This window comes from Pantoea sp. MT58 (assembly GCF_014495885.1).
GTDB lineage: Bacteria > Pseudomonadota > Gammaproteobacteria > Enterobacterales > Enterobacteriaceae > Pantoea > Pantoea eucalypti.
The window spans coordinates 894,676-916,427 of record NZ_CP061083.1 but is presented as its reverse complement, the minus strand read 5'-3'; the positions used below and the strand labels follow the sequence as shown (position 1 = coordinate 916,427).

18 protein-coding genes and 4 tRNA genes are annotated in these 21,752 nt (G+C 54.1%); 2 read left to right on the top strand and 20 right to left on the bottom strand.

Annotated elements, in window-relative coordinates:
- Positions 1-7 precede the first annotated feature (7 nt).
- On the top strand, positions 8-1,294 hold the full coding sequence (locus IAI47_RS04360) for an HlyC/CorC family transporter (RefSeq protein ID WP_003849047.1): 1,287 nt from the start codon (positions 8-10) through the stop codon (positions 1,292-1,294).
- Between the two features lie 61 nt (positions 1,295-1,355).
- On the opposite strand, the gene luxS is transcribed toward IAI47_RS04360, so the two are convergent.
- The 14 genes from luxS to tam all read right to left on the bottom strand — a co-directional run bounded on the left by luxS (position 1,356) and on the right by tam (position 12,258).
- Complete coding sequence (gene luxS / locus IAI47_RS04355; protein ID WP_003849049.1) at positions 1,356-1,871, bottom strand: S-ribosylhomocysteine lyase; 516 nt, start codon at positions 1,869-1,871, stop codon at positions 1,356-1,358.
- A 153-nt stretch (positions 1,872-2,024) separates the two neighbouring features.
- Positions 2,025-3,632 carry a glutamate--cysteine ligase gene (gene gshA / locus IAI47_RS04350; protein WP_008927088.1) on the bottom strand — a complete coding sequence of 536 codons (1,608 nt, stop codon included), beginning with the start codon at positions 3,630-3,632 and terminating at the stop codon, positions 2,025-2,027.
- Positions 3,633-3,663: 31 nt separating this feature from the next.
- The gene (locus tag IAI47_RS04345; RefSeq protein WP_008927089.1) at positions 3,664-4,092 is read right to left on the bottom strand and encodes a YqaA family protein; all 429 of its coding nucleotides are present in this window, start codon (positions 4,090-4,092) and stop codon (positions 3,664-3,666) included.
- On the bottom strand, positions 4,089-4,655 hold the full coding sequence (gene yqaB / locus IAI47_RS04340; protein WP_008927090.1) for a fructose-1-phosphate/6-phosphogluconate phosphatase: 567 nt from the start codon (positions 4,653-4,655) through the stop codon (positions 4,089-4,091). Before yqaB ends, IAI47_RS04345 begins: the two co-directional genes overlap by 4 nt.
- Positions 4,656-5,107: 452 nt before the next feature.
- Positions 5,108-5,184: transfer RNA gene (locus IAI47_RS04335), tRNA-Arg, on the bottom strand.
- A 71-nt stretch (positions 5,185-5,255) separates the two neighbouring features.
- Positions 5,256-5,332 (bottom strand) — tRNA-Arg (locus tag IAI47_RS04330).
- Between the two features lie 84 nt (positions 5,333-5,416).
- A tRNA-Arg gene (locus tag IAI47_RS04325) sits at positions 5,417-5,493 on the bottom strand.
- Positions 5,494-5,501: 8 nt separating this feature from the next.
- Positions 5,502-5,594, bottom strand: a tRNA-Ser gene (locus IAI47_RS04320).
- A gap of 282 nt (positions 5,595-5,876) precedes the next feature.
- On the bottom strand, positions 5,877-6,062 hold the full coding sequence (gene csrA / locus IAI47_RS04315) for a carbon storage regulator CsrA (RefSeq protein ID WP_008927091.1): 186 nt from the start codon (positions 6,060-6,062) through the stop codon (positions 5,877-5,879).
- A 249-nt stretch (positions 6,063-6,311) separates the two neighbouring features.
- Entirely contained in the window at positions 6,312-8,939 is a 2,628-nt protein-coding gene (gene alaS, locus IAI47_RS04310; RefSeq protein ID WP_008927092.1) for an alanine--tRNA ligase, read from the bottom strand.
- A 133-nt stretch (positions 8,940-9,072) separates the two neighbouring features.
- Positions 9,073-9,591, bottom strand: coding sequence for a regulatory protein RecX (locus IAI47_RS04305; RefSeq protein WP_008927093.1), 519 nt, complete (start codon positions 9,589-9,591; stop codon positions 9,073-9,075).
- Between the two features lie 124 nt (positions 9,592-9,715).
- On the bottom strand, positions 9,716-10,786 hold the full coding sequence (gene recA, locus IAI47_RS04300) for a recombinase RecA (RefSeq protein WP_003849064.1): 1,071 nt from the start codon (positions 10,784-10,786) through the stop codon (positions 9,716-9,718).
- Between the two features lie 95 nt (positions 10,787-10,881).
- Positions 10,882-11,376, bottom strand: a complete 495-nt coding sequence (pncC, locus tag IAI47_RS04295; RefSeq protein WP_008927094.1) for a nicotinamide-nucleotide amidase — start codon at positions 11,374-11,376, stop codon at positions 10,882-10,884.
- A 105-nt stretch (positions 11,377-11,481) separates the two neighbouring features.
- Entirely contained in the window at positions 11,482-12,258 is a 777-nt protein-coding gene (tam, locus tag IAI47_RS04290; RefSeq protein ID WP_008927095.1) for a trans-aconitate 2-methyltransferase, read from the bottom strand.
- 166 nt (positions 12,259-12,424) lie between these two features.
- On the opposite strand from tam, the gene IAI47_RS04285 reads away from it, so the two are divergent.
- Entirely contained in the window at positions 12,425-13,312 is an 888-nt protein-coding gene (locus IAI47_RS04285; protein WP_008927096.1) for a dihydrodipicolinate synthase family protein, read from the top strand.
- A gap of 33 nt (positions 13,313-13,345) precedes the next feature.
- Here the strand turns inward: IAI47_RS04285 and IAI47_RS04280 are convergent, their stop codons facing one another.
- The 6 genes from IAI47_RS04280 to IAI47_RS04255 all read right to left on the bottom strand — a co-directional run bounded on the left by IAI47_RS04280 (position 13,346) and on the right by IAI47_RS04255 (position 21,696).
- On the bottom strand, positions 13,346-13,681 hold the full coding sequence (locus tag IAI47_RS04280; RefSeq protein WP_003849071.1) for a zinc ribbon domain-containing protein YjdM: 336 nt from the start codon (positions 13,679-13,681) through the stop codon (positions 13,346-13,348).
- 80 nt (positions 13,682-13,761) lie between these two features.
- Entirely contained in the window at positions 13,762-14,844 is a 1,083-nt protein-coding gene (gene mltB, locus IAI47_RS04275) for a lytic murein transglycosylase B (RefSeq protein WP_003849072.1), read from the bottom strand.
- A 150-nt stretch (positions 14,845-14,994) separates the two neighbouring features.
- On the bottom strand, positions 14,995-15,672 hold the full coding sequence (gene narI, locus IAI47_RS04270; protein WP_008927097.1) for a respiratory nitrate reductase subunit gamma: 678 nt from the start codon (positions 15,670-15,672) through the stop codon (positions 14,995-14,997).
- Complete coding sequence (gene narJ, locus IAI47_RS04265; RefSeq protein ID WP_008927098.1) at positions 15,669-16,397, bottom strand: nitrate reductase molybdenum cofactor assembly chaperone; 729 nt, start codon at positions 16,395-16,397, stop codon at positions 15,669-15,671. The genes narI and narJ overlap by 4 nt, the downstream gene beginning before the upstream one ends.
- Positions 16,394-17,938, bottom strand: a complete 1,545-nt coding sequence (gene narH / locus IAI47_RS04260; protein ID WP_008927099.1) for a nitrate reductase subunit beta — start codon at positions 17,936-17,938, stop codon at positions 16,394-16,396. Before narH ends, narJ begins: the two co-directional genes overlap by 4 nt.
- A complete protein-coding gene (locus IAI47_RS04255) occupies positions 17,935-21,696 on the bottom strand; it encodes a nitrate reductase subunit alpha (protein WP_008927100.1) in 3,762 nt (1,253 codons plus the stop codon). Before IAI47_RS04255 ends, narH begins: the two co-directional genes overlap by 4 nt.
- Positions 21,697-21,752: the final 56 nt, after the last annotated feature.

The following is a 21,752-nucleotide window of genomic DNA, read 5'->3' as shown; positions in this document are numbered from 1 at the left end:
TTTTGCGTTGGAGAATGTTTCAACTACCACGCTGATTATTATTCTCTGCATCATGGTACTGGTTTCAGCATATTTCTCAGGTTCTGAAACCGGCATGATGACACTGAATCGCTATAAACTGCGCCATCAGGCTAAAAATGGTGATCGCGCAGCTCGACGTGTCGAAAAACTGCTGCGCCGCCCGGATCGTCTGATCAGTCTTGTGCTGATTGGTAATAACCTGGTCAACATCCTTGCTTCCGCGTTAGGCACTATTGTCGGAATGCGTCTGTATGGTGATGCGGGTGTCGCCATTGCAACCGGCGTGCTGACCTTCGTGGTGCTGGTCTTCGCTGAAGTGTTACCCAAAACCGTGGCGGCCCTTTATCCGGAAAAAGTGGCCTATCCGAGCAGCTTTTTACTTACTCCGCTGCAATACATCATGCTACCGCTGGTCTGGCTGCTGAACACCATTACCCGGCTGCTGATGCGCCTGGCAGGTATTCGCTCTGACGGCTCTGTTAACTCAGCGCTGAGCAAAGAGGAGTTACGCACCATTGTCTATGAGTCGCGTAGCCTGATGTCACGCCGTAACCAGGACATGCTGCTCTCCGTGCTCGACCTGGAGAAAGTCAGCGTTGACGACATTATGGTGCCGCGTAATGAGATTGTTGGTATCAACATCAACGATGACTGGAAGTCAGTCGTGCGCCAGCTAAGCCATTCACCTCATGGGCGCATTGTGCTGTTCAGAGATTCACTGGATGACTGCGTCGGCATGCTTCGTGTGCGTGAAGCCTGGCGCATGATGACGGAGAAAAAAGAGTTCACTAAAGAGACGCTGCTGCGCGCTGCCGATGAAATCTACTACATTCCCGAAGGAACGCCGCTGAACACCCAACTGGTGAAGTTCCAGCGCAACAAAGAGAAAGCGGGCGTGGTGGTGGATGAATATGGCGACATCAAAGGGCTGGTGACGATAGAGGACATTCTGGAAGAGATTGTCGGTGACTTCACTACCTCCATGTCACCGTCGCTGGCGGAAGAAGTGATGCCGCAGAATGATGGCTCCGTGCTGATTGAAGGCAGTGCCAGCGTGCGCGAAATCAATAAGGCCTTTAACTGGGATCTGCCAGAGCAGGAAGCGCGTACCATCAACGGCATGTTGCTGGAAGCGCTGGAGGAGATCCCTTCTATTGCCACACGTGTTCAGATTGGTAACTACAACGTCGATATTCTGGACGTGCAGGATAATATGATTAAACAGGTGCGCATCACGCCGAAGACGCCGCTGAAAAAATCGGTCGGTTCCTGAAGCCATAAAAAAACGCCGCAATCGAGATGATGCGGCGTTTTTTTTAGCAGAGAAGCCCTGACTAGATGTGCAGTTCTTTCAGCTTTTCAGCAGGCAGTTTCAGATCGTCATTACGGTTTACGCCGATCTCATGCGCCAGCACATTGCGGGCAATCTGCTGCGCTTCATCCAGTGAGTGCAGCTTGTAGCTGCCACACTGATATTCATTCAGCTCAGGGATCTGGTTCTGATCTTTCACTTTCAGAACATCTTCCATCGCCCCTTTCCACGCTTTCGCAACGCGCTGCTCGTCTGGCGTACCAATCAGGCTCATGTAGAAGCCGGTACGGCAGCCCATTGGCGAGATATCGACGATTTCCACACCGTCACCATTCAGGTGATCACGCATGAAGCCGGCAAAGAGATGCTCCAGCGTATGAATGCCACGCTCAGTGAGGATATCAATGTTCGGACGGCAAAAACGCAGGTCAAAAACGGTAATCGTATCGCCATGCGGAGTCTTCATGGTTTTCGCAACGCGGACTGCCGGTGCGCCCATGATGGTGTGATCAACGGTAAAACTGTCCAGTAGTGGCATACGTCACCTCCTGTTCTGAGAATTTTTTTTAAAACGATGAAACTTTTCTGTTCGCCCAACGTCTGAATATATGAAAGACGCGCATTTGTTATCATCATCATCCCTGACAACAGAGATGTTAATTTGGCCACATTGATGTGGCCTTTTTCTTTTCTACCCTTCCCGGCTCGCCAGATACGCTTCAAAATCCAGCTTATCATTTGCTTCCAGCTGCTGCTGTGCAGCAACAGATTCCTGCGCCTGACGCGTGAAATCTTCTTCTGTCAGCACTTCCAGCGGTTCTTCACAGAGCATATGGCGATACTGTTCAGCCAGTGCCACGCCGGTGCCGGTTACACCATTATCCTTCATTGCCTGAAGGATGCGCGCCGAGTAGGTTAGCTCAGGATCATCAAAGGATGCTACCAGTTGATCACAAACCTGCTGATATTCCGTGCTGTCCTGATTGTGACTGTCTAAGACTTCAGCAACCCGGCGCAGGTCGGCAAACAGGGTTTTGCCCACTTCAACCAGCGAATGTTCCGCTTCTCCACAACCCACCGCAATTTTCTGATCCGGTTTACGCCCTTCGAGCACCACCCGATTCCAGTTTTTGCGGGTGCATTGCAACTCATCTGCACTCATTTCCGGTGCATCCGCCAGGGTACACCAGATCAGGAACAGATCGAGGAAGCGAACCTGATTCTCATCGACGCCGATGGCAGAGAACGGATTGATATCCAGTGAACGTACTTCAATGTATTCGATGCCACCGCGCAGCAGCGCATCAGAAGGCGCTTCACCCGAGCGTGTAACACGCTTAGGCCGGATGGGCGCATAGAGCTCGTTCTCAATCTGCAGCACGTTAGTGTTGAGCTGCAGCCAGTTACCGTCAGCATCTTTGGCGCCCATCGCTGCATACTCATCTGACGGCGTCTTGATCGCTTTTTTCAGCGCAGTGACATAGCCTTCCAGCGAGTTAAACGTGATGCCCAGAGCGCTCTGCGATTTATTGGTGTAGCCTAAATCGCTCAGACGCAGCGAGGTGGCATACGGCAGCCACATCGTATCTTTGTCATTGGTTTCAAATGGCAGCGCGCTCTCACGACCCTGCAGGAAACTGGAGCTGATAGCCGGTGATGCGCCAAACAGATAAGGTATCACCCAGCCGAAGCGATAGTAGTTACGAATCAACCGCAGATAACCTGCGGAGATAGTCTCTTTTCCGCTTTCCTGATCTTTCACGTCAGCCCACTCCTGCCAGAAAGAAAGTGGCAGCGAGAAGTTATAGTGAATGCCAGAGATCGTCTGCATTAACGCGCCGTAGCGGTTTTTCAGACCTTCGCGGTAAAGGGTCTTCATCTTACCGATATTGGATGTGCCATATTGCGCCAGCTCAATATTGTCAGCATCGTCAATGACGCACGGCATACTGAATGGCCACATGCGTTCATCACCGAGTTCACGGGCAACGTGACGGTGGATATCGCGCAGGAACGCCAGCATATGATCAATGCTGTGATCCACTGGCGTGATGAATTCCAGTAACGTTTCGGCAAAATCAGTGGTGATCCAGTCATGTTTCAGCGCCGAGCCCAGAGATTCCGGGTGGCCGCTTTTTGCCAGATCGCCATTTTCCTGTACACGCAGCGTTTCACGCTCGATGCCACGACCAATCCCTTTAAGGGCATTGGGATGCGCTTCCAGCCAGGATAGCGCTTTAGATACGTCCGGGATCACATTACCCCCCCGCTGTGATAATAATTTATTTTTGTTCAGCATAATGTTAACCGTAGCCCCGAATCTGTGCGAATCAATGCCACCATTGCATACCCTGTAATGTGGCAGTCGCGATAACGATATAACGCAGTGTTTTGCCGACAGCGAGAAACAGTATCGCTGGCAGCCAGGCGAAACGTAACCAGCCCGCGAGAACGCAGAGCAGATCACCTATCACCGGTAGCCAGCTGAATAAAAGTGCTGCTGGTCCCAGTCGGTGCAACCACGTCATTGCTGTGTCATGCCATCGCCCCTGACGTTTTAACGGCAGCAGGCGACCAATAAGAATGTTGGTTAAACCGCCCAAGGTGTTTCCCAGTGATGCGGCTACAAGCAACCCGTAAACTGATGTCTTTTTTGCTATCAATAGTGCTATCAGTAATGCTTCAGAACTTCCCGGCAGGAGCGTCGCACTCAGAAAACTGCTGCCAAACATCGAGGCATAGGTAAGTACGTCACTCACAGTAAACGAACATCCACCACTGCAATGCCTGCCGCTTTAGCGGCCTGAATACCAAAGTCTGCATCTTCGAACACCACACAACGTGCCGGCGCCACACCCATCAACTCAGCGCAGCGCAAGAAGGTCTCAGGCTCAGGTTTATGATGCTGTACGTCGTCAGCGCCGACGACTGCCGTAAAGAGCTCACGCACGCCAAGCTGCGTCAGTAACGCCTCTGCCATGCTATGTTCACTTCCGGTCCCCACAGCCATAGGACGACGCCCGTGATACGCCTTCGCCACATCCAGTAAAGGCAGCGGCTTAACGTTTTCCAGCAGCATCGCTTTCACAGCAGCGGTTTTTTCTGCAGCAAGAAGATGAGGGTCGTGTGACGACTGATTGGATTCAATGATGAATTGCGCAAGCCGCCAGGCAGGTGCGCCATTAAAGTCGATAATACGTGCTTCATCCAGCGTTAATCCGTAACGCTGGAGCACCTGACGCCACGCTTTTCGATGTGTCGGCTCAGTATCAAGAATCGTGCCGTCCATATCAAAAATCAGGCCGTCATATTGATCGTACATTGTCACTCCGGACATTCACCAAATGAGACATTACTTTAGCCTAATGTGGACAGGTTGTCGCCAGGGGGGATGAACAGCAAATGCTTTGAAAGCATTAGCAATTTTTGTTTTCAGATAAAGGTGATCGTGCGCGGCCAGCGATAACCGTACGAATTTTCAGCGATTTTTTAACATTACTCTGGCAGGCAAGCGGTGGCGGACGGGCGTGGGCAGTAAAATGGCGATCTCTGAGGCGGAGAAAATGTGTTACGTGTCGCTTAAGTCAGGATGATGAATCAATGGGGCAGATCAGGCAGGAAAACAGTGTGGGTAAAGCCAGAGGGTAACTGCAGGGGAGCAGTTCAGGATGCTCGTTCAGCGCTTGCTGTACAGGGTATAAAAAAGTATGTCTCTTTTGAGGTCTTAGCGATGATTACGCCAAATTCATTGAGGGAACTTAAAACTGAAGAAGATGGTGCATCCAGGAGGATTCGAACCTCCGACCGCTCGGTTCGTAGCCGAGTACTCTATCCAGCTGAGCTATGGATGCATTGGGGTCTATCTTTTGGGGTACAACTTTTTATGGACTAACAGAAACCAACCTGAGGATGTTACAAAGAATGGTGCATCCAGGAGGATTCGAACCTCCGACCGCTCGGTTCGTAGCCGAGTACTCTATCCAGCTGAGCTATGGATGCATAAATCTAATTCTTGTACAACGCAGGGTGCTAACTACTCACCATGAAAGGAATTGCTAATTCGCTTTATTTCTTTATTTTCGATGGTGCATCCAGGAGGATTCGAACCTCCGACCGCTCGGTTCGTAGCCGAGTACTCTATCCAGCTGAGCTATGGATGCATCGAAAATGGCGGTGAGGGAGGGATTCGAACCCTCGATACAGCTTTTGACCGTATACTCCCTTAGCAGGGGAGCGCCTTCAGCCTCTCGGCCACCTCACCTTACGCTTTCTTTCGAACCGTGCGTCTGAACTTGTTTCTGCTCATCGGCACTGCGTGGCGCACATATTACTTTCCCGGACTTTTAAGTCAAACAATTTTTCCGAAACTTTGTTTGATTGAGCAAATCACACACAATTGGGGCAAAATGAAGACAAAAAGAGTGAATTATCAACAATGAGAGAGGATGACGTTAACTACACAGGGAGAAAGCGGGAGAGAAGAAAAGAGAGGATTTTTAGACAAAGCGGTAGCGCCTCGCACAGGTGCGAGACGCTGAATCCGTTAAACGCTGGTTTGTTGCGTTTTTTCAGCCTGGATGCGTTGATAGATCTCTTCGCGATGCACAGACACTTCTTTCGGTGCGTTAACCCCAATACGTACCTGGTTACCTTTAACACCCAGCACCGTTACAGTTACCTCATCACCGATCATGAGGGTTTCACCAACTCGACGAGTTAGAATAAGCATTCTTTGCTCCTTGAAAGATTAAAAGAGTCGGGCTTGTACAGGCTCCCGGCATTATCCATCATTTAACGCTGCACATTGACTATGAGAGATACACCAATGCACATCGATGCGCCAATACATTCTGCTGATAGTTAGTTTAGCCGAAATACACTACATCAGCCTGACTTTGTCATTTGCTGCTTTAGCATCGTATTAAAAAGCGCCGGAACCAGAGTTCTGACGCTTTTTACAATGCCTTGTTCTAAGTCATTAAAGGCGGCTGTTAACCCAGCTCTCAACGCCTGCCAGAGCGCCTTTCAGCCCTTTAGCATCCGTACCACCCGCTTGTGCCATATCAGGACGGCCACCGCCCTTCCCGCCTACCTGCTGTGCCAGACCGGCGATCAACTCGCCCGCTTTAACACGGCCAGTCAGATCTTTGGTCACCCCGGCAATCAGCGACACCTTACCTTCGGCAACCGTCGCCAGCACGATAATCGCAGACCCGAGTTGATTCTTGAGGTCATCAACCATGGTACGCAACATCTTAGGCTCGACATTGTTGAGCTCGCTGACCAGCAGTTTCACGCCCTTAACATCGATGGCATTGCTACTCAGTGAAGCGCTCTCCTGGGCAGCTTGCTGGTCGCGCAGTTGCTGCAACTCTTTCTCCAGAGCCCGCACATGGTCAACGAGACCACGCACTTTCTCGTTCAGGTTGCTGCTGTTCGCTTTAACCAGTTGCGCAAGATCCTGCAGCTGACTGCTTTGCGCATTAACCTGTGCCAGCGCGCCTTCACCCGTAATAGCTTCGATACGACGGATACCTGCTGCCGTACCTGACTCAGCCTGAATACGGAACAGGCCGATATCACCGGTGCGTGCAGCGTGAGTACCACCACACAATTCGACTGAGAAATCACCCATGGTCAGAACGCGCACGCGCTGATCATATTTCTCGCCAAACAGTGCCATTGCACCTTTAGACTTCGCCGCATCCAGATCCATCACTTCCGTTTCAACCGGCAGGTTGCGACGAATCTGCGCATTGACGATATCTTCGACCTGACGAATCTCCTGAGGTTTCATCGCTTCGAAATGCGAGAAGTCAAAACGCAGGTATTTGTCGTTAACCAGCGAGCCTTTTTGCGCCACATGCTCACCTAAAACCTGACGCAATGCGGCATGCAATAAGTGGGTAGCAGAGTGGTTCAGACGGATGCGCGCACGACGTGCCGCATCAACCTGCGCCTCAAGACGATCACCGATACGCAACTGCCCTGCGGTCAGCTTACCGACATGACCGATTGCCTGACCATATTTTTGTGTATCCTGGACGCTAAATTCAGCATTCTTCCCTTTCAGCAGACCGGTATCGCCTACCTGACCACCTGATTCGCCATAGAATGGCGTTTCATCCAGCACGACCACGGCATCCTGACCTGCGGTCACTTCATCTACCGCTTCGCCCGCAACATAGAGCGCTTTTACCGTGGCGGCTAAATCGAGCTGATCATAACCTTTGAATGATGAGGCGGCATCAATGCGAATAACATTGCTGTAGTCAGCACCGAAGCCACTCGCTTCACGTGCGCGCTGACGCTGCTGCTCCATCGCCTGCTCAAAGCCCGCTTCGTCGATTTTCAGATTGCGTTCGCGGCAGACGTCAGCCGTTAAGTCAGCCGGGAAGCCAAAGGTATCGTAAAGACGGAAGACGATTTCGCCATCCAGCGTGTCGCCCTGCAGTTTTTCCAGCTCTTCATCCAGCAGCGCCAGTCCGCGCTCCAGCGTTCTGGCAAACTGGTCTTCTTCGCTCTTCAGCACCTGCTCAACCTGAGCCTGTTGACGCTGCAACTCTTCGCCTGCCGCGCCCATGACCTCAATCAGTGGTGCAACCAGCTTATAGAAGAAGGCTTCTTTGGCGCCCAGCATGTTGCCATGACGCACGGCACGACGAATGATACGACGCAGCACATAGCCACGGTTCTCATTCGACGGGATCACACCATCGGCAATCAGGAAAGCACAGGAACGGATGTGGTCGGCAATAACGCGCAGCGATTTGTTGCTGAGGTCAGTTGCACCGGTAACCTGCGCAACGGCCTGAATCAGTTTCTGGAACAGGTCGATTTCATAGTTGGAGTTAACATGTTGCAGAACGGCGGAAATACGCTCAAGGCCCATTCCGGTATCAACCGACGGTTTTGGCAGCGGCAGCATGGTGCCATCTGCCTGACGGTTGAACTGCATAAAGACAATGTTCCAGATTTCAATGTAACGATCGCCATCTTCTTCCGGGCTGCCTGGTGGGCCACCCCAGATGTGATCGCCGTGATCGTAGAAAATCTCGCTACATGGACCACAAGGACCGGTATCGCCCATCTGCCAGAAGTTATCAGACGCGTATGCGCTGCCCTTGTTGTCACCGATGCGAATAATGCGCTCGCGCGGCACACCGATTTCATTCGCCCAGATATCAAAGGCTTCATCGTCGGTTTCATAGACCGTCACCCACAGACGCTCTTTTGGCAGGCTGAACCACTGCTCGCTCGTCAGCAGTTCCCAGGCAAAACCAATCGCCTCTCTCTTGAAGTAGTCACCAAAGCTGAAGTTACCCAGCATTTCAAAGAAGGTGTGATGACGTGCGGTGTAACCGACATTTTCAAGATCGTTGTGTTTACCGCCTGCGCGTACGCAGCGCTGTGACGTGGTCGCACGTGTGTAATCACGTTTGTCCTGCCCGAGGAACACATCTTTAAACTGGTTCATCCCGGCGTTGGTAAACAACAAGGTTGGATCGTTATTCGGTACGAGGGAGCTGCTGGTTACAACCTCATGTCCCTTGCTATGAAAAAAGTCGAGAAACGCTTGACGGATCTCAGCAGTGCTCTTGCTCATATATGTCCTGGAATCACGCTAACGAACGTTCCCTCTGATCGGCGCGACCACACTTTCGTGGTGCCTGATTAGTGGAACAAAAAGTGGGAATAAGATAAATTTTCTTCAGTGGGAAGTAAAATTACATCGGCTTTTAGTCATCAAAATTTCTGAAAACGGATTGGATATCTTCGGTCATAAAGCCCTTTGACTGCAGATAGCGTAGTACTTTCGCTTTCTCTTTCCACTCTGTGGGCAATGGGTGTCCGAATTTTCGTTCCGCCAGCTGAGCCGCGCACACCGCCCAGTCGACTTCCGTCTCTTCCATCGCAAGATCAATGGATTCACGGTCAATGCCTTTCTGGGCCAGTTCGAGGCGCACACGTTGCGACCCAAAACCTTTGCGGCTTCGACTCTGAATAAAACGCTCGGTAAAACGTTCGTCATTGAGCCAGCCGCTCTCCTGGCACCAATTCAGTACCTGTTCAAGCAGCGCTTCAGTGACAATTTCAGGCTCTTTTTTCTGTGCCCATGCGGAACGCTGCGCTGATTGTTGCAGCTTACGGGCTAATTCTGCACGGCTGTGATCGCGCTGGCCAAGAATACGCATCGCACGGTCCAGCAGACGGGAATAGGAGACGACATCAGGTTGGGGCTGAGAGGGTTCAGTCATACTGCGCACCTTGTACAAACAGGAGTGAGATTATGGCGACAGAACAGGACAGAGGGAAGGCAAGAAGAGTAATGGCGGGGGGAAACAACGATGGGAGAGGCTTTCGCCCCTCCCGCATCAGTGATTAGAAGTCTTCGTTCGCTTCACTTGCTGCGTTTTCTTTCTCGGCAGCCTTGTCAGCTGCTGCGAGTTTTTCATCCGCGCCGTTGAGCAGCATCTCACGCAACTTCAGATCAATTTCGTTTGCCACAGCAGCATTCTCTTTCAGGAAGTTGCCGGCATTCGATTTGCCCTGACCAATCTTGTCGCCGTTATAGCTGTACCACGCACCCGCTTTTTCAATCAGCTTGTGCTTCACGCCCAGGTCGACCAGCTCACCAAAGGTATTGATACCTTCGCCATACATGATCTGGAACTCAGCCTGTTTGAATGGCGCGGCGATTTTGTTTTTCACCACTTTAACGCGGGTCTCACTGCCGACCACGTTATCGCCCTCTTTGATTGCGCCGATACGACGGATATCAAGGCGGACAGAAGCGTAGAACTTCAGCGCGTTACCACCGGTGGTGGTTTCCGGGTTACCAAACATCACACCAATTTTCATACGGATCTGGTTGATGAAGATCAGCAGGGTATTAGACTGCTTCAGGTTACCGGCCAGCTTACGCATGGCCTGGCTCATCATACGTGCCGCGAGGCCCATGTGAGAGTCACCGATTTCACCTTCAATTTCTGCTTTAGGCGTCAGAGCGGCAACGGAGTCGACGATGATGACATCAACCGCACCAGAGCGCGCCAGCGCATCACAGATTTCCAGCGCCTGCTCACCCGTATCGGGCTGAGAACAGAGCAGGTTCTCAATGTCTACGCCCAGTTTCTTGGCGTAAACCGGATCGAGCGCATGCTCAGCATCGATAAAGGCACAGGTTTTGCCTTTACGCTGCGCAGACGCGATAACCTGCAGGGTCAGCGTGGTTTTACCAGAAGACTCCGGTCCGTAGATCTCAACGATACGACCCATTGGCAGACCGCCTGCGCCTAACGCGATATCCAGCGACAGCGAACCAGTAGAGATGGTTTCCACATCCATTGAGCGGTCTTCACCCAAGCGCATGATGGAGCCTTTACCAAATTGTTTCTCAATCTGGCCAAGCGCGGCAGCTAAAGCCTTCTGTTTGTTTTCATCAATCGCCATTTCAACTCCTAATCAAGCCGGGTAAACACGCACTCAGGGTGCCTGTACTCTTTCTGTTGCCAGTAATTATACTGTATAGTCATACAGTATCAAGTTTAATTTGTCAGAAATTCGCCATACAGCGTCTGTAAGGCCCATGCCACCGACTGGCGGCGAACGGCCTCACGATCGCCGTTAAAATGTTGCTTCAACGCCAACACGTTGTCCTGTGGACCGGCAAAGCCGAACCACACCGTACCCACCGGTTTTTCTTCATTGCCGCCATCCGGGCCCGCAATACCGCTGACAGAGATCGCGTAGTCAGCATGGGCCGCCTTGCGGGCACCCTGCGCCATCTCGCGCACCACCGCTTCACTGACCGCGCCATACTGCGCCAGCGAGTCAGCCTGCACATCCACCATCTGATGTTTTGCTTCATTGCTGTAGGTCACAAAACCGCGTTCGAACCAGGCGGAACTGCCGCTGATATCGGTAAAGACTTTAGCAATCCATCCACCCGTGCAGGATTCCGCACAGGTTACGGTGGCATTGCGTTGCTTCAGCTTCTCACCTATCTGCGCACTAAGCGCCTGCAACTGCTGATCATCCATTACCATTTCTCCCTGGGTTGTGGATTGAAGGTGGTGCAGAAAGTCTGCTTTTTCAAGGACGCTTATCCCGATTGCACTGTTTTTGCGACCGGCTTTCCATCGTACTTACTCTTTTTTCATCGCAACCATGAAAAGACGCGGGAAAGCGAGCAGAACCTGACCATCGGCCTGAGCCGGATAGGCGGTAAGCAGACGCTGATGATAATCAGACAGAAAAGCCGTCTGTTCAGACGCATCCAGCGTCGCCAGGAAAGGTCGTAAGCCCGTCGCCTGCAGCCAGCTGATAATCGCCTGCGCATCGGCCATTACGTGATAGTAGGTGGTACGCCAGATATCCACCTCACAACCGGCCTGCACCAGCAGATCGTAGTACTCGCCTGTTGAAAGCAGCTCTGTACGTTCAACTGCACTGGCATTGATGCGTGAATGCCAGCGCTCTGTTGCCGCCACCTCGCGCATCAGTTGATGCGAGGGCTCATTAAGGTTATCAGGCATCTGGATAGCCAGCACGCCTCCAATTGCCAGCTGGCTGACAAGATGAGGAAACAGCATGGTGTGGTTGTCGAGCCATTGCAGAGAAGCGTTGGCATAAATAACCTGCTGCGGCACCTCTGCCTGCCAGCTGCGAATGTCTGCCTGAACAAAACGGCAGTGCGGCAGGCGTTCGCTGGCCTGAGATAACATCGCTGCTGAACTGTCGAGTCCGGTGACCTGCGCCAGCGGCCAGGTATCGGCGAGCAGTTCGGTACTGTTGCCGGGCCCGCATCCCAGATCGGTTACCTGCTCAACCTGTTCCAGGCTAATACGCGCCAGCAATTCGCGGGCTGGACGGGTTCGTTCCGCTTCAAATTTACGATACAGCACAGGATCCCACTCTTTCATCATGACCTCTCGCTCAGTTATCAGGTGCATCCGCTTACTGAGACGGATGAAAGACGAAAAAGTGCGACACGTTGCTCACTTTTGAATCATGTGCTGGCAGAGATGGACTGGAATAATTAAGTTAAAACACTGTTTCATTTTTTAACGCCCCATCCAGGAGTTCGCTATGAGTGAAAAATCGGCTTTTGCCGGCGTCTGGTGCCCTAGCGTCACCCCGTTCAATGCGCAGGGTGAACTCGATATCGACGCGCTCGGACGACATTTTGCCCGCCTCAATGATTCCGGTCTGGATACCTTGTTGGTGATGGGCAGCATTGGTGAATTCGCCTCACTGACACAGCAGGAGCGTTTACAGCTGATCAGGGAAGCCAGGCCGTTGTCACCCCTAAAAATGGTGGCGAATGTCTCGGCGACCTGTATCCCTGACATGCTGGAACTGACTGAAGCCGCCTGGAAAAATAACTTTGACGCAGTGATGGTGCTGCCGCCCTACTATTACGGCCAGACGCAACAGCAACTGATGCACTACTTCGAGGCACTTGACGCGCAGCTTGGGGGAAAATGGTTTGCCTATAATTTTCCGGCACGCACCGGCTGTGATTTGACGCCGGCGCTGATTGCTGAGCTGGCAGCAAAGTTACCTAACTTTGTGGGTATCAAAGATACGGTGGATTGCCTGTCGCATAACCGGGCGATGATTGAGGAGACCAGCAAAGTGCGCAGTGATTTCGCCGTGCTGTCAGGCTATGACGAATACCTGCTTCCCAATCTTCTGGCGGGCGGCGCCGGGGTGATTTCAGGTCTGAATAATCTTGTACCAGAGTACTTTGCGCAGATGATGGCCGCGTGGCGAAATGGCAATCTGTCTGAGCTGACGCGTCTGCAGCAGCAGATCGGCAGGCTGATGGCAATTTACAGTATTGGCGATGATTTTGTGACGACGATTAAGACGGCCGTGGCACGTCGTTATGACTCAATGAACAGCGCCTCACGTAACTACGGTGGTGCGCTGAATGCGGAACAGTGCGCCGCGATCGATCGGCTTTTCAGCTAACTGAATAACGGGCGCATCCCTGCGCCCCGGATCTCAGTTCTTTTTCACGAACTCAGATTTCAATTTCATCTGACCAAAACCGTCAATTTTACAATCGATGTTGTGATCCCCTTCCACCAGACGGATGCTTTTCACTTTGGTACCAATCTTCAGCGATGAGGAGCTGCCCTTCACCTTGAGATCTTTAATCACCGTGACGCTGTCGCCATCTGCCAGCAGATTGCCATTGGCATCACGCACTTCCAGCGATCCGTTGCTGCTGTCACCCTCTCCTTCGGTCCAGATATGACCGCAGGAGGGGCAGTTGAGGTTATCGCCATCTTGCCAGGTGTAATCGGCGTGACAAGCTGGGCAGGCAGGTAAAGACATAACGACTCCAGAGATATCAGTGGCTGTGTGGCCTGAAAAAGGGCGTCATCATATAACCTTACAGTTAACAAGGATAGCCTTTATAACAGGCCACCCTGCCGTGCCTTGCTCACCGCCTCACCCAGCTGCCACACCGCCATCGCATAATGGGTGCTGTGGTTGTAGCGGGTAATGACATAGAAATTCGGTAAGCCGTACCAGTACTGGTAGCTGGTGCCTAAGTCGAGGCGCAGCAGACTGACCTGATCGTTTCCGTCCAGCGAGCCCTGTGGTGACAGGCCTGACGCCGCCAGCATGCTCACGCTGTAACGGGTTTTGAAGCCATCTTCCAGCATCGGTGCCTGACCGCTGGCCGGAACCGCCACATTTTCGCCGCTGCGCCAGCCGTGCTTCTGGAAGTAGTGCGCCACGCTGCCGATAGCATCCTCCGGATCCCACAGGTTTGCGTGACCGTCGCCGTTGAAGTCAACCGCATAATCATTGTAAGACGACGGCATAAACTGGCCATAGCCCATCGCCCCGGCGAAAGACCCTTTCAGCGCCAGCGGGTCATCCTGCTCTTTACGCGACATCAGAAGGAAGGTTTCCAGCTCGCTGCTGAAGTACTCGGCGCGGCGCGGATAGTTAAACGATAAGGTTGCAAGCGCATCCAGGATCCGCGTTTTCCCCATCACGCGACCCCAGCGGGTTTCCACGCCAATGATGCCGACAATAATTTCTGGCGGCACACCATAGACCTGCTGCGCACGTTGCAGCGCATCCTGATACTGGTTCCAGAACGCCACACCGTTTTGTACGTTATCGGGCGTAATAAACTTGTTGCGATAGCGGATCCAGGCACCGTTAGGCCCCGGCGCAGGCGTGTAGCTCGGCGCCTGGCGATCCATCAGCCGCAGCACATAATCCAGTCGCTTAGCCTGACCGATGATGTTGTGCAGCTGCTCACGATCAAAGTCATGCTTCTCCACCATTTTATCGATAAATTGCTCTGCTGCCGGATTACCGGCGAAGTCGCCGAACATTGCCTGTCCGCTGTGGGACGGCTGCAGTAAAAAACCGCCCTGAGGTGCAGCCAGCATCTTCTGCTGGGACGGAACTTCAGGTTTGCTGCTGCAGGAGGCCAGAAGCGGGATGAACGCAAGGAGGGCTAACTTGAGACGCATCGGTTATCCATAAACGAGGGGTAAATTCAGATGCGGTAATAGTAGTCGTTCAGCGCAGTGACATACAGTCCGGAATGTTAAAAAAACGTCAACGCCGCAGTGGATCAGACAGGGCTGCGGGGCGGTGTCTCCCCCGCAGCCATCGGGCGTTTAGCGGCGGTTTCTCACCAGCTGATAACGACGGGTCAGATACTCAACCGGCGCGCTCCAGATATGCACCAGTCGGCAGAACGGGAACAGCAGGAACAGCGTCATGCCCAGCACCATGTGCACGCGGTAGATAAACGCCACGCCTTCCAGATGCTGCGACGCGCCACCGTGGAAGGTCACCACTGCCTGAGCCCAGCCCACCAGCTTCATCATCTCACTGCCGTCCATATGCTGAGCGGAGAACGGAATGGTCAGCAGGCCCAGCGTGGCCTGAGCCACCAGCAGTGTCAGGATCAGAATGTCGCCGACGCTACTGGTGGCCCGCACCCGAGGATTGGTCAGACGGCGCTTCAGCAGCAGCGCGCCACCCGCCAGCGTCAATGCACCAAACAGGCCTCCGGCTATCATCGCCAGCTTCTGCTTCACGTCGATTGGCAGGAACGATTCATACATCCAGTGCGGCGTCAGCATTCCGACGATATGGCCGAAGAAGATACCGATGATGCCGATATGGAACAGGTTAGAGGCAAGACGCATTCCTTTTTTGTCCAGCATCTGACTGGAGCCGGCCCGCCAGCTGTACTGCCCATAGTCATAGCGCAGCCAGCTCCCCACCAGGAAGACCGTTCCGGCAAGATAGGGGTAAATATCGAAGAAAAAAGTGTTAATAAAATTCATGCTGATTCTCCCGTGCTGCGCGCCGTCGCCGCGGCAATATCCAGATACTGCGGCGCAACCGCATCGGCGAAGCGACGCTGATGCATCGCCTGCTGCGCCGAGGCGCAACCTTGTTCGCCGAGAAATTTAATCTGCTCCTCTTCCCAGACCGCATCCAGTGCTGTCGGGGTATCGTCCCGCGCTTCCTGCGCCACCTGGGGCTTGAGGGCCGCAGGATCGACCGCGCTACCGGATAGCGTCAGTAACACCCTTAAAAGGTCAGCATAAGGACTCTGACGCGCTTCCAGCCGCGCAGCCAGCAAAGCCAGGATCGGCACGATGTCATCCAGCCCCTGACGCGCGGCTTCATCGCTTTTACAGGCGAGATATTCCAGGTAAAGCGGCAGATAATCGGGCAACTCTTTGCTGTCCAGCTCCAGACCGTCGGCCCGGTACTGTTCAAGCAGATCGACCATCGCCTGACCGCGATCGCGGGATTCCCCGTGTACATGTTCAAACAGCAGCAGCGAGGTGGCGCGGCCGCGATCAAACAGCTCGCAGTAATCAGCCTGCACATCCAGTATTGGTCGGGCGCAGAGCTCATGGATAAAGCGCACCAGCCGTGCGCTCTGCTGCAGGTTAAGTTCACTGGCCTCTTCCAGTGCCGCAATCAGGTCGGGATAGTGCGTAAACAACGCCTCGTCCGGGTAGTCCAGCAGGCGTGACAGAACACGCAGCGTCATCATGAGGCCTCCTCGGGACGGCTGGTTTTTTTGCTGACATCGATGGCATCAATACGCCGGCTGTTGAACAGATTGAATTTGGTGTCACTGCCGTGGCAGCCATCGCCAAAGCTAAAACCGCAGCCTTTGCTTTCCGGGAAGGCTTCACGTGCCAGTTCGCGGTGGCTGGAGGGCACCACAAAGCGATCTTCATAGTTTGCGATCGCCAGATAGCGGTACATCTCCTGCGCCTGCGCTTCGGTCAGACCGACCTGCTCCAGCGCCCGGATATCATGCTCACCGTCCACACTTTCTGCGCGCTTGTAATGGCGCATCGCCAGCATCCGTTTCAGTGCCAGCAACACCGGTGCGGTGTCACCTGCGGTTAGCAGGTTCGCCAGGTACTCAACCGGAATGCGCAGGCTTTCCACATCCGGCAGCACGCCGGTGTGCGCCAGCGCCCCACCATCCACCACCGACTGAATCGGTGACAACGGTGGCACATACCAGACCATCGGCAGCGTGCGGTATTCAGGGTGAAGCGGCAGCGCCAGCTTCCACTCCATCGCCATTTTATAAACCGGGGATCGCTGTGCTGCGTCGATCACGCTCTGCGCGACGCCATCTTTCAGCGCCTGCGCAATCACCACGGGATCATTAGGATCAAGGAAGATATCCAGCTGGCTCTGATAGAGATCTTTCTCGGTTTCTGCTGCGGCAGCCTCTTCAATGCGGTCAGCGTCATAGAGCAGCACGCCGAGATAGCGAATACGGCCGACACAGGTTTCTGAGCAGACGGTGGGCTGACCCGCTTCAATACGTGGATAACAGAAAATACATTTTTCTGATTTGCCGCTTTTCCAGTTGAAGTAGATCTTCTTGTACGGACAGCCGGTCAGGCACATGCGCCAGCCGCGACATTTATCCTGGTCGATCAGCACGATGCCATCTTCGCCGCGCTTGTAGATCGCGCCGCCAGGACAGGTCGCCACACATGCCGGATTAAGGCAGTGCTCACACAGGCGTGGCAGGTACATCATGAAGGTGTGTTCAAACTGGCCGTAAATCTCCTTCTGGATGTTATCGAAGTTTTTATCCTGCGCGCGTTTGGCAAACTCGCCGCCGAGGATCTCTTCCCAGTTCGGGCCGTTTTCGATCTTTTTCATCCGCTGACCGGTGATCAGCGAACGCGGGCGTGCGATCGGCTGATGTTTACCGGCCGGCGCAGTGTGCAGATGCTGATAATCGAAATCGAACGGCTCGTAATAATCATCCAGCGCCGGCACATCCGGGTTGGCGAAGATCTTCGACAGCAGGCCGACGCGACTGCCCATGCGCGGTTCCAGCTTGCCGTTGATCTTACGGATCCAGCCGCCCTTCCACTTCTGCTGATCTTCCCAGGCGTGCGGATAGCCGACGCCAGGTTTGCTTTCGACGTTGTTGAACCAGGCGTATTCCATGCCCTCGCGGCTGGTCCAGACATTTTTACAGGTCACCGAGCAGGTGTGGCAGCCGATACATTTGTCGAGGTTCAGCACCATGCCAACCTGTGAGCGAATTTTCATGGTTTTACCTCCTGCTGGCTGCCCTGGCAGGCATCGTTGCCTTCCCCATCTAACCAGTTAACGTTGTTCATTTTTCTCACCACCACGAATTCATCGCGGTTGGAGCCGACAGTGCCGTAGTAGTTAAAGCCCCAGGAGAGCTGCGCATAGCCGCCGATCATATGGGTCGGTTTCGGGCAGGTTCGCGTCACCGAGTTATGAATACCGCCACGCTGGCTGGTGATTTCCGAGCCGGGGATATTCACGATGCGCTCCTGGGCGTGGTACATCATGGTCATACCGGCCGGGATGCGCTGGCTCACGACCGCACGCGCAGTCAGCGCGCCGTTGGCGTTGAACGCCTCGATCCAGTCGTTATCCACAATGCCCAGCTCGCGGGCGTCATCTTCACTCATCCAGACGATGGGTCCGCCACGTGACAGCGTCAGCATCAGCAGGTTGTCGCTGTAGGTTGAGTGAATGCCCCACTTCTGGTGTGGCGTCAGGAAGTTCAGCGCCTTCTCCGGATTACCGTTGGGCTTGCTGTTCAGCAACGGCTTCGCCGCGCGGGTATCAATGGGCGGACGATAGACCATCAGGCTTTCCCCGAAGGCGCGCATCCACTCATGATCCTGATAAAGCTGCTGACGGCCGCTCAGGGTGCGCCACGGGATCAGCTCATGAACATTGGTGTAGCAGGCGTTGTAAGAAACGTGTTCATCTTCAAGACCTGACCAGGTCGGGCTGGAGATAATTTTGCGCGGCTGCGCCTGGATATCGCGGAAGCGGATTTTCTCGTCTTCTTTGTTGAGTGCCAGATGCGTGTGGTCACGACCCGTAATAGCGCCCAGCGCCTGCCAGGCTTTCACCGCCACCTGACCATTGGTTTCCGGTGCCAGCGCCAGGATCACTTCTGCTGCATCGATCGCCGTATCAATATTCGGCCGTCCTGCCGCCGGGCCATCCGCTTTGACGTAGTTCAGCTGTTTGAGGAAATCGACTTCTTTGCTGGTGTTCCAGCTGATGCCTTTGCCACCGTTACCCAGGCTATCCAGCAACGGTCCCAGCGAGGTAAAACGCGCCCAGGTCGCCGGATAGTCGCGTTCCACCACCATAATGTGTGGCGCGGTTTTGCCTGGAATCAGGTCGCACTCCCCTTTTTTCCAGTCTTTAGTCTCAAATGGCTGCGCCAGTTCGGCTGGCGAATCATGCAACACCGGCAGCGTAACCACGTCAGTTTCAACGCCTAAATGGCCAGGACAGAGATCGGAGAAAGCTTTGGCAATGCCTTTGTAGATCTCCCAGTCGCTTTTTGAATCCCAGGCAGGATCGACAGCGGCCGAAAGCGGATGAATAAACGGATGCATATCCGAGGTATTCATATCGTCTTTTTCATACCAGGTGGCGGTAGGCAACACCACGTCGGAATAGAGACAGGTGCTCGACATGCGGAAGTCGAGTGTGACCACCAGATCCAGTTTGCCTTCGGCGCCCTGGTCCAGCCATTCAACTTCTTCGGGCTTCACGCAGCCCTGCTGGCCCAAATCTTTGCCCTGAATACCGTTTTCGGTACCCAGCAGGTATTTCAGCATGTACTCATGCCCTTTACCGGAAGAGCCAAGCAGATTGGACCGCCAGACAAACAGGTTGCGCGGGAAGTTCTGCGGGTCGTCCGGCTGTTCAGCGGCGAACCGCATGGTGCCCTGCTTCAGGCTCTCCACGGTATAATCCAGCGGTGACTGACCGGCGGCTTTCGCCTGTGCCGCGATGTGCAGCGGGTTGACGTTAAGCTGAGGCGCAGACGGCAGCCAGCCCATACGTTCGGACCGTACGTTAAGGTCGATCAGGCTGCCGCTGTAGCGGCTTTTGTCCGCCAGCGGTGACAGCAGTTCGCTGGTGGCCAGGGTTTCATAACGCCACTGACTGGAGTGGTTATAGAAGAAGGAGGTGCTGTTCATCTGACGTGGCGGACGCTGCCAGTCGAGTCCAAAGGCCAGCGGGGCCCAGCCGGTCTGCGGACGGAGTTTTTCCTGGCCGACATAGTGCGCCCAGCCACCTCCGCTCTGACCCACACAACCGCAGAAAATCAGCATGTTCATCAGGCCACGGTAGTTCATGTCCATGTGATACCAGTGGTTCATACCGGCACCGACGATGATCATTGAACGGCCACGGGTTTTCTCGGCGTTTTCGGCAAACTCGCGGGCAATGCGGATGATGTTCTGACGGGAAACGCCCGTAATCTGTTCCGCCCAGGCCGGGCTATAGGCCTTGATCTCATCATAGTTTTGCGCGCAGTTGGCATCGTCCAGACCGCGATCCAGACCATAGTTTGCCAGGGTCAGGTCGTAAACGCTGGTGACCAGCGCTTCGCTGCCATCGGCCAGCTGCAGGCGTTTCACCGGCAGTTTGTGCAGCAGGATCTCATCCAGCGCGACGCTGTTGAAATGCTCACTGGTGATGCCGCCAAAGTAAGGGAAACCGACCTCAACCACCTCATCGTGGCTGCCGAGCAGGCTAAGCTGCAGTTCCACTTCTTTTTGTGACAGACCGTCGCGCTGCTCCAGGTTCCATTTGCCTTTTTCGCCCCAGCGGAAGCCGATAGATCCCTGCGGCGCGGTAAGCTCGCCGGTCGCCTCGTTGATTGCGACGGTTTTCCATTCCGGGTTATTTTCCTGACCCAGACCATCCACCAGATCGCTGGCGCGCAGCTGACGGCCTGCCGCGAAGTAGCCGCCCTCGCGCGGTTCCAGCATGACCAGCATCGGCATATCGGTATAACGTCGCACGTAGTCGCGGAAATAGCCAACCTCGCGATCAAGATGAAACTCTTTCAGCATCACATGGCCCATTGCCAGCGCCATCGCGCTGTCGGTGCCCTGCTTCGGACTCAGCCACTGATCGCACAGCTTCGCGACTTCAGCGTAGTCTGGGGTGATCGCCACGGTTTTCGTTCCCTTATAACGGACTTCGGTAAAGAAGTGGGCGTCCGGGGTGCGGGTCTGCGGCACGTTAGAGCCCCAGGCGATGATGTAAGAGGAGTTGTACCAGTCAGCCGATTCCGGCACGTCGGTCTGCTCGCCCCAGGTCATCGGTGACGCTGGCGGCAGGTCACAATACCAGTCGTAAAAGCTCAGGCAGGTGCCACCAATCAGCGACAGGTAACGTGCGCCTGCCGCATAAGAGACCATCGACATTGCCGGAATCGGCGAGAATCCGACAATGCGGTCAGGGCCGTAAGTTTTCGCGGTGCAGATGTTCCCAGCGGCGATCATCTCATTGACTTCCTGCCAGCTGGAACGAACAAAGCCCCCGCGGCCACGCGCCTGCTTATAACTTTTTGCTTTTTCCGGATTGCTGATGATGGATGCCCAGGCCTCCACCGGATCGCTGTGCTGCGCTTTCGCGTCGCGCCACAACTGAATCAGCTTCTTGCGCATCAGCGGATATTTCAGGCGATTAGCGCTGTAGAGATACCAGGAGTAGCTTGCACCGCGTGGACAACCGCGCGGCTCATGGTTGGGCAGATCGGGACGGGTACGTGGATAGTCGGTCTGCTGGGTCTCCCAGGTGACCAGACCGTTTTTCACATAGATTTTCCAGCTGCATGAGCCGGTACAGTTAACACCGTGGGTGGAGCGCACGATTTTATCGTGCTGCCAGCGGCTGCGATAGCCATCTTCCCAGTCGCGGTTGCTGTTTAAGGTCTGGCCATGCTGGCCGGAAAACGGCTCGGCCAGCTGTTTAAAATAACGAAATCGATCAAGAAACTTGCTCATCCGGAATACTCCTGAAGGCGTTGTATGACATTGCTGACTCTGCATCTGTCGTGACA

Coding starts and splice junctions, on each gene's coding strand:
- luxS (WP_003849049.1), bottom strand. CDS start 1,871: ATGCCACTACTGGACAGTTTTACCGTTGATCACACCATCATGGGCGCA.
- gshA (WP_008927088.1), bottom strand. CDS start 3,632: ATGCTGAACAAAAATAAATTATTATCACAGCGGGGGGGTAATGTGATC.
- yqaB (WP_008927090.1), bottom strand. CDS start 4,655: ATGTACGATCAATATGACGGCCTGATTTTTGATATGGACGGCACGATT.
- csrA (WP_008927091.1), bottom strand. CDS start 6,062: ATGCTTATTCTAACTCGTCGAGTTGGTGAAACCCTCATGATCGGTGAT.
- alaS (WP_008927092.1), bottom strand. CDS start 8,939: ATGAGCAAGAGCACTGCTGAGATCCGTCAAGCGTTTCTCGACTTTTTT.
- IAI47_RS04305 (WP_008927093.1), bottom strand. CDS start 9,591: ATGACTGAACCCTCTCAGCCCCAACCTGATGTCGTCTCCTATTCCCGT.
- recA (WP_003849064.1), bottom strand. CDS start 10,786: ATGGCGATTGATGAAAACAAACAGAAGGCTTTAGCTGCCGCGCTTGGC.
- pncC (WP_008927094.1), bottom strand. CDS start 11,376: ATGGATGATCAGCAGTTGCAGGCGCTTAGTGCGCAGATAGGTGAGAAG.
- tam (WP_008927095.1), bottom strand. CDS start 12,258: ATGAAAGAGTGGGATCCTGTGCTGTATCGTAAATTTGAAGCGGAACGA.
- IAI47_RS04285 (WP_008927096.1), top strand. CDS start 12,425: ATGAGTGAAAAATCGGCTTTTGCCGGCGTCTGGTGCCCTAGCGTCACC.
- IAI47_RS04280 (WP_003849071.1), bottom strand. CDS start 13,681: ATGTCTTTACCTGCCTGCCCAGCTTGTCACGCCGATTACACCTGGCAA.
- mltB (WP_003849072.1), bottom strand. CDS start 14,844: ATGCGTCTCAAGTTAGCCCTCCTTGCGTTCATCCCGCTTCTGGCCTCC.
- narI (WP_008927097.1), bottom strand. CDS start 15,672: ATGAATTTTATTAACACTTTTTTCTTCGATATTTACCCCTATCTTGCC.
- narJ (WP_008927098.1), bottom strand. CDS start 16,397: ATGATGACGCTGCGTGTTCTGTCACGCCTGCTGGACTACCCGGACGAG.
- narH (WP_008927099.1), bottom strand. CDS start 17,938: ATGAAAATTCGCTCACAGGTTGGCATGGTGCTGAACCTCGACAAATGT.
- IAI47_RS04255 (WP_008927100.1), bottom strand. CDS start 21,696: ATGAGCAAGTTTCTTGATCGATTTCGTTATTTTAAACAGCTGGCCGAG.